At 67.9% G+C, this 7,389-nt stretch carries 4 protein-coding genes, 1 tRNA gene and 3 pseudogenes; 7 read left to right on the top strand and 1 reads right to left on the bottom strand.

Features of this window, described 5'->3' with window-relative positions:
* From ACWEFL_RS25155 to ACWEFL_RS25145, 3 genes and pseudogenes are all read left to right on the top strand, one after another.
* Positions 1-263 (top strand): annotated as a pseudogene (locus ACWEFL_RS25155) (DEAD/DEAH box helicase); the annotation flags it as partial.
* Between the two features lie 494 nt (positions 264-757).
* The gene (locus tag ACWEFL_RS25150; RefSeq protein WP_451716611.1) at positions 758-3,778 is read left to right on the top strand and encodes an FG-GAP-like repeat-containing protein; all 3,021 of its coding nucleotides are present in this window, start codon (positions 758-760) and stop codon (positions 3,776-3,778) included.
* Between the two features lie 295 nt (positions 3,779-4,073).
* A tRNA-Lys gene (locus ACWEFL_RS25145) sits at positions 4,074-4,146 on the top strand.
* Between the two features lie 204 nt (positions 4,147-4,350).
* Here the strand turns inward: ACWEFL_RS25145 and ACWEFL_RS25140 are convergent.
* Entirely contained in the window at positions 4,351-5,565 is a 1,215-nt protein-coding gene (locus ACWEFL_RS25140) for a hypothetical protein (RefSeq protein WP_451716610.1), read from the bottom strand.
* A 43-nt stretch (positions 5,566-5,608) separates the two neighbouring features.
* On the opposite strand from ACWEFL_RS25140, the pseudogene ACWEFL_RS25135 reads away from it, so the two are divergent.
* The 4 genes and pseudogenes from ACWEFL_RS25135 to ACWEFL_RS25120 all read left to right on the top strand — a co-directional run.
* Positions 5,609-5,773: pseudogene (locus tag ACWEFL_RS25135) on the top strand (4a-hydroxytetrahydrobiopterin dehydratase); the annotation flags it as partial.
* A 203-nt stretch (positions 5,774-5,976) separates the two neighbouring features.
* Positions 5,977-6,078, top strand: a pseudogene (locus tag ACWEFL_RS25130) (transcriptional regulator); the annotation flags it as partial.
* Positions 6,079-6,091: 13 nt separating this feature from the next.
* Positions 6,092-6,670, top strand: a complete 579-nt coding sequence (locus ACWEFL_RS25125; protein ID WP_451716609.1) for an HD domain-containing protein — start codon at positions 6,092-6,094, stop codon at positions 6,668-6,670.
* Between the two features lie 93 nt (positions 6,671-6,763).
* Positions 6,764-7,324, top strand: a complete 561-nt coding sequence (locus tag ACWEFL_RS25120) for an N-acetyltransferase family protein (RefSeq protein ID WP_451716607.1) — start codon at positions 6,764-6,766, stop codon at positions 7,322-7,324.
* The last annotated feature ends 65 nt before the right edge of the window (positions 7,325-7,389 follow it).

Here is a 7,389-nt window from a genome sequence, read left to right as displayed (position 1 = left end):
GGGGCGGTGGTTTCCGTCGTGATGACCGTCGTGACGACCGCCCGTCCGGCGGCTTCCGCCGCGACGACCGCCCCACCACCGGCCACCGGGGCAGCGACCGCCCGTTCAACCGCGACCGCCGCGACGACCGCCCCTCGGGCGGCTACCGCGCGGGCTCGTCGGACCGCCCCCACGGCCGTCGCGACGACCACCGGAGCACCGGCACGAACACCGGCACCTTCGGCCGCCGCGACGACAAGCCGCGCTGGAAGCGCAACGGCTGACGATCCGTCGCACCGGCACCGTCACCGGCACGCCGTCAGGGCCCGTACCTCCATGCGAGGTGCGGGCCCGCCGCGTTGAACGCGTTCAATTCGGTGTGTGAAAGTGCTGTTGCTACTGATGAGGTCGCTGTTACCATCCGGTGCTTGAGGTGGGGCAGAGCAAGTGCCGGTCAGGGTGGGGTATCTCCGGGCAACGGTGAAACACCGTCGTCTCCGGCGCTCCGGAATTGATGACACGTGTCCCCGTCGCCGGTCCGGCCGCCAACTCGTTCACGCCGCGGCGCCGACACGGCACGTGACGCGGCACCGGTCGTCCGAGTGCGGCCTTCCCGCCACCTGGTGGGACAACGACTTTTCGTGCCCGACGGGGCACTTGGGGAGGACCTTCAGTGCAACATCGCTCCTTTCTCAGACGTACTGCTCTCAGACGCGCTGCTCTCCGACGTACTGCTCTGAGGCGTACCGCTCTGAGACGCGCGGCCGCCACGGCGGTCGTGATCGCCGTCGGCGGCGGGCTGTGCACCGTCACCGCTCCGGCGGCGGTCGCGGCGGACGCACCGGGTCCCGGCGCGGGGGACCAGGACGCCGTGCTGCCACCCTTCTTCCTGCCGACGATGACGATCGAGGAACCGGTCGAGGCCGGGGCCACCGGCTATCTGAGCACCCGGGTCGAGAACGGCAAACGCCTCAAGTACTGGACGGACTACGCGACGGGGCAGAGCCGCGTTGTGGCTCCCGTCATCGCCGACGAACTGGGGCACTCGGGACTCAGAGCCGAGTCGGACTACGAGCTGAAGCCCGACGGGTCGTACGACGTCCGCATCACCGATCTGTCCGACGGTTCGGTCACCACGGTGAACGTGCCCCAGGGGTACGTGTGGACCGAGGGGTACACCGCTGACTCGGTCATCGTCTACCAGGAAAAGCAGGACGGCACCGTCGGCTCAGCGAGCGTGCTGCGGCGCACCGCCGACGGGACGATCGACGAGCAGCCGATCACCGGACTGCCAGAAGGGCAGCGGCAGGCAATCGTCTACCCGAGGGAGCAGGACGCCCGGGGCGCGATCCTGCGGATCGGGGATACCGACGAATTCTGGGCTGTTCCGTATGACCTCGACTACGAGACCGGACGTGTGACCCCTGTCCACAAGGCGCTCGACGACCTCAGAGTCGTAGCCGAGCGTCATCTGCTGAATTTCCAGGCGTACGAGGACAGGTTCACCACCCTGGAACGGAGCAACCCCGAGGCGCTGCCGGTTGTCACGGAGGTGCCGAAGCGGGCCGCCGGCGAGGGCTTCATCATCGAGTACTCCGTTGTCGGCGACTGGATCCTGTACACCCGGTCCAACACGGGCGATCCGTCCCTTCCCGGCGTACGGCTCTACGCCACGCCGATCGGCGGCGGCCAGACGCGCGAGCTGGCGCGCTACTCCAGCCCCCACTTCGCCGTCGCGCCCGACGGCAGCGTGCTGGTGACCGCCGGCAGCGGCCTCAAGGACTGGGCGGTGCGGCGGGTTACCGCGGCCCCCGGCGGAACCCCGGAACTCACCACGGTCCGTGCGCTGCCGCCCGTGAAGTCGAAGGTGGACGCCCTCGCACTCGGTGCCGGAAAGCTCAGCTACATCGCACTCGCCGAGGAATCGCCGCTGGTGTCCATGTACGACCACGAAGTGACCGGCTCGGGAACCCTGTCCATCGGGAAGCGCGAGCACCGGTCCCGCCTGGTCAACGACACACCCAGTGACCTGCACGCCATCGGTGACGGCCGTTCCGCCTACCCGGCTGTCAACGGCATCCATGTCCCGATCACCCTCAGCAGCTTCAGCTTCGTCCATGTGCCCGGCACGGCGAGGCTCGTGGACGCGACCGGCCGCTACTCCGTGATCAATGGCCGGGACGGCAGGCAGCGGATCGGCGATCTGGAGGTGTACAACGGCGACAACGTCGTGCTCACCCGCCCGGTGACCGCCGCGACCGTCTGGGGCTCCACCCTGTGGACCCCGGGCAAGACCACCGGCAGCGTGGTCTCGTACGACCTCAAGTCCCGGAAGTCCTCGCCGGACCTGGCCCTCGGCTCGGGTTGTGTGCCGAACGACCTCCAGGCCGTCGGACGCTGGGTCTACTGGAGCTGCGGTAGCGGTCAGACGGCCAAGTCGGGTGTGTGGGACCAGAAGACCCGTATCAGCACCCCTCTTCCGGCGGCCGGGGCGGCGCGCCTCGGCGACGGCTTCGTCGTACGCCAGGACGGCGGGAAGCTGCTGCTGAGCGACTTCCACACGGGCAGCGGCACGGCGACGACGACCGAGTTCGCCGAGCTGCCCGCGAACGGGAAGTGGGCCGTGGACAAGTTCGGCGGCCATGTCGCGTTCACCGATGCCGACCAGGCGGTCCGGATCAGGCCGGTGACCGTGCCGAGGAGCCCGGTGGGTGTCATCGAGGCGGAGGCGGATTCCACGGCGGCTCTCCACCGTACGGGGGAGGAGTCCACCTGGGACGGCGCCTTCCAGCTGAGCCGTCCGCCGGCCGGGTGGCGCGTCGTCGTCCAGGATGCGAAAGGCCGTACTGTACGGACGATTTCGTCCACGGAACGCACGGGCGCGAAGATCACGGCGAGCTGGGACGGCAGGAACGACTCCGGGAAGAAGGTGCGCGGCGGCGGCTACACCGTGACACTCGGCGCCGACGGCGGTGACGGCAACGGACTGAAGCAGGTATGGACCGGCAAGGTCGCGATCTCGGGCGGTCTCGACGGCCCGCGTGATCACGACGGCGACGGCGTCCCGGAGGTTCTGACCAGATCGGGCAAGGACCTCATCGCGCACGAGCAGCTGACCCGGGACTGGAGTTCGGGCCTTTCCACGACCGTCTCGCGAGGCTGGACTGGCATCAACGCCGTCGTACCCATGGGCGACATGACAGGTGACGGCTGCAACGACATCGTCGTCCGTACGGACACGGGCGACCTGAACCGGTACAGCGGAAACTGCGCCGGCGTGCCCGGTCCCACCTCCCTGAAGCTGAAGATCGGCGCCGGATTCGGCACCTTCGACACCGTTCTGACGCCCGGCGACCTCACCGGCGACGGCCGCCCAGACCTCCTCGCCCGCCAGAAGTCCACGGGCCTTCTCTACATGTACGCGGACAAGGGCTCGGGCACCTTGAAGCCGGGCGTGAAGTTCTCCGGCAACTGGAAGGGCCTCACGCTGATCGGCGCGGGTGACCTGAACGGCGACCGCCACGGCGATCTCCTGGTCAGGGACGCCGGGGGCGAGCTGTGGCGCTACAACGGCAATGGCAAGGGCGGCTTCGCGCCCCGCGCACTGGTGTTCAAGGACTGGGGCGTCGGCCGGAACGCGTTCGTCGGCATGGTCGACCTCAACGCGGACGGCAAGTACGACCTTCTCTCCCGTGACACGAAGGGCAGGCTCTTCGGGAACATGGGCACCGGAAAGGGATCGTTCCGCGCGACTGTCCAGGTGGGCACGGGCTGGCAGCGCTACACGACGCTGCACTGACGCGACGCGCGGTCACCGGCCCGCGGGCGCGGGCCGGTGACCTGTGGGGCGGCGGTGCTCCCATGACCGGGCGACCGCCCGCCCGTAGAACCCCGCGTCCGTCTCCATTCCGCCGGCGAAAGTCACACCGGCCGGGAGCCGCCCCGTTCCGGGCCGCGGAACGGCCACAGACGCGCTTCCGGACCGCCAGCGCACCCCCGCCCCACCACCGCCGACGGACTTCACCACACCGCGACCCGGATACCCGATCGGTTCAGGGGTCCGGTCCGGCTATGCTCAGGGGGTACTTCGCCGAGGGCCGTTAGCTCAATTGGCAGAGCAGCGGACTTTTAATCCGTTGGTTGTGGGTTCGAGTCCCACACGGCCTACCGCGCGGGGCCGGGTGCAAGCCCGTGACCTGCGAAGAAGCGCCCCATCCGGCTGAGGCCAGGTGGGGCGCTTCGGTGTTGGGGGGCTCGTGCGTGAGCGGGCGTCCCGGCGGCAGGCGCTAACGATGCATTCTTGCGGGGGCCTGCCAGCGGTAGGTAGCGCTGACAGGCGCCCCCCGTGATGTGGGTGTCTCGGCAAGCCGACTACGGGCCTGCTAGTGCCTCTTCGATGGCCTCCACGGCGTCGGCAAGGTGGCGGTAGACCGGAGTCTTCAGCCCCAAGCGCTTTAGGCCGTGAGCCAGGGGATCACGCATGTGCCGTTCGCACACGACGAAGTCGGCGTAGCCCGCTGCGCAGGACAAGTAGAACATGTCCGTAAGATCATTTATTCGCCACTTTGTTCCTTTGTTCAGGTGGCGACTGTGCATCATCTCGCGGAAGAGGCCAAGAGCCGGAAGGGTGCGGATATCGCTAGTTGCTTCTTTCCGGAACCAGTGGCCGCAATCCTCAACGGTGAGGGTTGCGGCATAAGCCTCCTTGGCTATTTCCTTACTGACGTCGGACAGGAAGAAGGCGTCAATGGATTTACGCTTCTGCTGAGAGTCGAGGTCTTGCTCGTCGAGCCAGTCGCTGAAGCGTTGATTTGCCTCGACCCAGCCCGTCTCTGGGCCTGGACCGATTCGTTCTGTGTCCAGCATTACGTCGATCGAAACAGTGGCCGCGACCAAGGCCTCGGTCACGAACGATTGGGCTGGATCGAAGTCCGCTGGCGCCGAATAGTGCTGCATACCGCGCTCGGCAGTTGAGTGCAAGGCATCCGGGGCCAGGGTGAACACCGGGGCTGAGCGGGCCTTCGCAGGCTGGCCAGAACGGCGGCAGAAGTTGTCGTAGAGCTCGTTGCTTCGTACCTGAAGAGGGTGCCGCATCTGCCAGCCGCGACTGCACTGCAGAACCGTCAGGCCGAGCTTGTATCGTTTTTCAGTATCGAACCGCTTTGTAGTTTCGTTGTGATGGCCAGCAGATGCAGGCAGGATGATGCGTCCCTCAGTCACCCACTGGGCCAGCTTTTCGGCGGCCTTACGACTTTCTTCGCCAACCTTTGAGGGTGCGTGAAACGCATTTCCGATCTCGCTCCACTTATTCTGATCGAGGTACACGACGAGGCGCCCAGCCAACTGATCCTGTGAGGCGTCGTGCTGTGGTAGTTCAAATAGGATGTCGTCACCCGAGAGCGTGCTGGCCAGCAGCACCTTGGGAGGGAATGCGACATGCAGTCTCGCTAGCGCGCTGCTGGTCTCGAACGGCGAAGAGCTCATGGGGAACCGTGCCTCCTTGCCGTCGGAGCGCGACAAGACGATGGACGCCGTCTCTCGGTCCATCGTGATTAGGACAACGGTGGGTTCATCTTGGGTGCTCACGTAGGCATCTTCCGGTAGATCCTCTGTGTGTTCACCCGATTTGCGGCTGATCGGCCACCATGCGGATATCGATCTGCGATGGGACCGCGTGCGGTTCGGGATCACCACCCACGATGCGGGCCACCGGCTCACCGCGGCGGACTTCGATCTCGCGCGCCGTATCGACGCGATCGCGGCGGCGCACGGAGCCGAGCCGGTCAACGACTGAGCACGGGCCACCCGCCCACCGGCCGGCGCTGGGTTGCGTGAGCGGCCGCGGGCCGCGCCCACGGGGCTGGACGTCAGGCTGCAGCCTGCTGCGAGTCGCTGTTCAGCGTGCCCGCCTCGTACTCGCAACGGGTCGCGACCGAGATCCGCGAGCTCTGTCAGCACGCGACGCGGAGGCTGGCCGCTCTCACGCGCCGGACAGCACGCGATCGCCTGCCGGTGATGTTGGATAGCCCAGAGCTGTTGGCGCGGGCGCGCCGTGAGCTGGAAGGCTTCCGATACGCGATCCGCCTCGCCGAGGCGTGAGAGGAGACGGACCGTGGCTGACGGCCTGTCCGCTGTGGCGCACTTCCTGTACGAGGCGGGCACACTGAAAAACACCCGCCGGAGCGGCTGGTGGATGGCTGGCATCCGGGATCCCGAGAGTGTTGCCGAGCACGCGTGGCGCACATCTCTGATCGCGTCCGTCATTGCGAAGCTCGAAGGTGCGGACCCGGCGCGCGCGGCGTTCCTCGCGGTGTGGCACGACTCGCAGGAGACCCGCACCGGGGACGTGAACCACCTCGGCAAGAAGTACACGACCGGCGCTGATCCGCTCGCCGTGACAGCCGACCAGACGGCCGGGATGCCTGAGGCGCTCGCGTCGACGGTGCGCGAGCTGGTCGCGGAGTACGAGGCGAAGGAGACAGCCGAGGCCATCTGTGCCCGTGACGCCGACAAGCTGGAGTGCATGCTTCAGGGGATCGAGTACCGGGCACAGGGGTACGAGAGCGCACAGCGGTGGATCGACAACAGCCGCGCCCGCCTGACGACCGAAACCGCCCAGCGGCTCGCCGACGAACTCCTCGCGCAGGGGCCGCTCGACTGGCTGCGCTCCGCCATGGGCGAGGGCTCCTGAGCCGGGACGTGCGACGGCACGCCGCCGTCCCTGCGGTCGCCGACCGGCTGGAGGAGTACCGCACCACCACCGGCATCAGCTGAGGAGGAATCGGTGGCCACCAGCGCCGACATGGTGATCCGCACCTACGGACCGGGCGACGTCCCGCGGATGCTCGACGTCGTCGCCGACATCTGGGCGGACGCGCACCCCGAGCTGGTCGGCAACCCCGATGCCGAGACCGAGGGCCTGTCCGTTCCCGCGCTCCACCGCCAGATCACCGGGCACCTCAAGCGCCAGGGGTTCACCCTGGTCGTCGCCTACGCGGGCGGGACGGCCGTCGGCTTCGGCTACGCCTTCCCCTGCTCGGCCGACTACTGGTTCGGCCCCGGCCTGGTCGACCACGTGCCCGAAGGGGCGCGCACCGAACGGCTGATGGGCCTGTGCGAGCTGGCAGTCCGGCCACCATGGCAGTCCCAGGGCATCGGCTCCCGGATACACGGCGAACTGCTCAAGGCCATCGCCCCGCGCTGGTCGTCCCTGCTCGCACTGCCGTCCAACCGGCGCGGCCACGACCTGTACGCCCGACTTGGATACGAGTACGCGGGCCCGTACCGCAACACCCCCGACGGGCCCGAGTTCGACCTGCTGCTCCTCAGGACCGAAGACGGCTGACCGGGCAGGTGCCGGCCCTCCGGCGGGACGCGAACACCCCTGCCTGCGCGGGGAAAACCGCACCC

It is taken from the genome of Streptomyces sp. NPDC004838 (assembly GCF_053600955.1).
The sequence above is the reverse complement of the archived record's forward strand: the minus strand, read 5'-3'. Positions and strand labels throughout refer to the sequence as shown.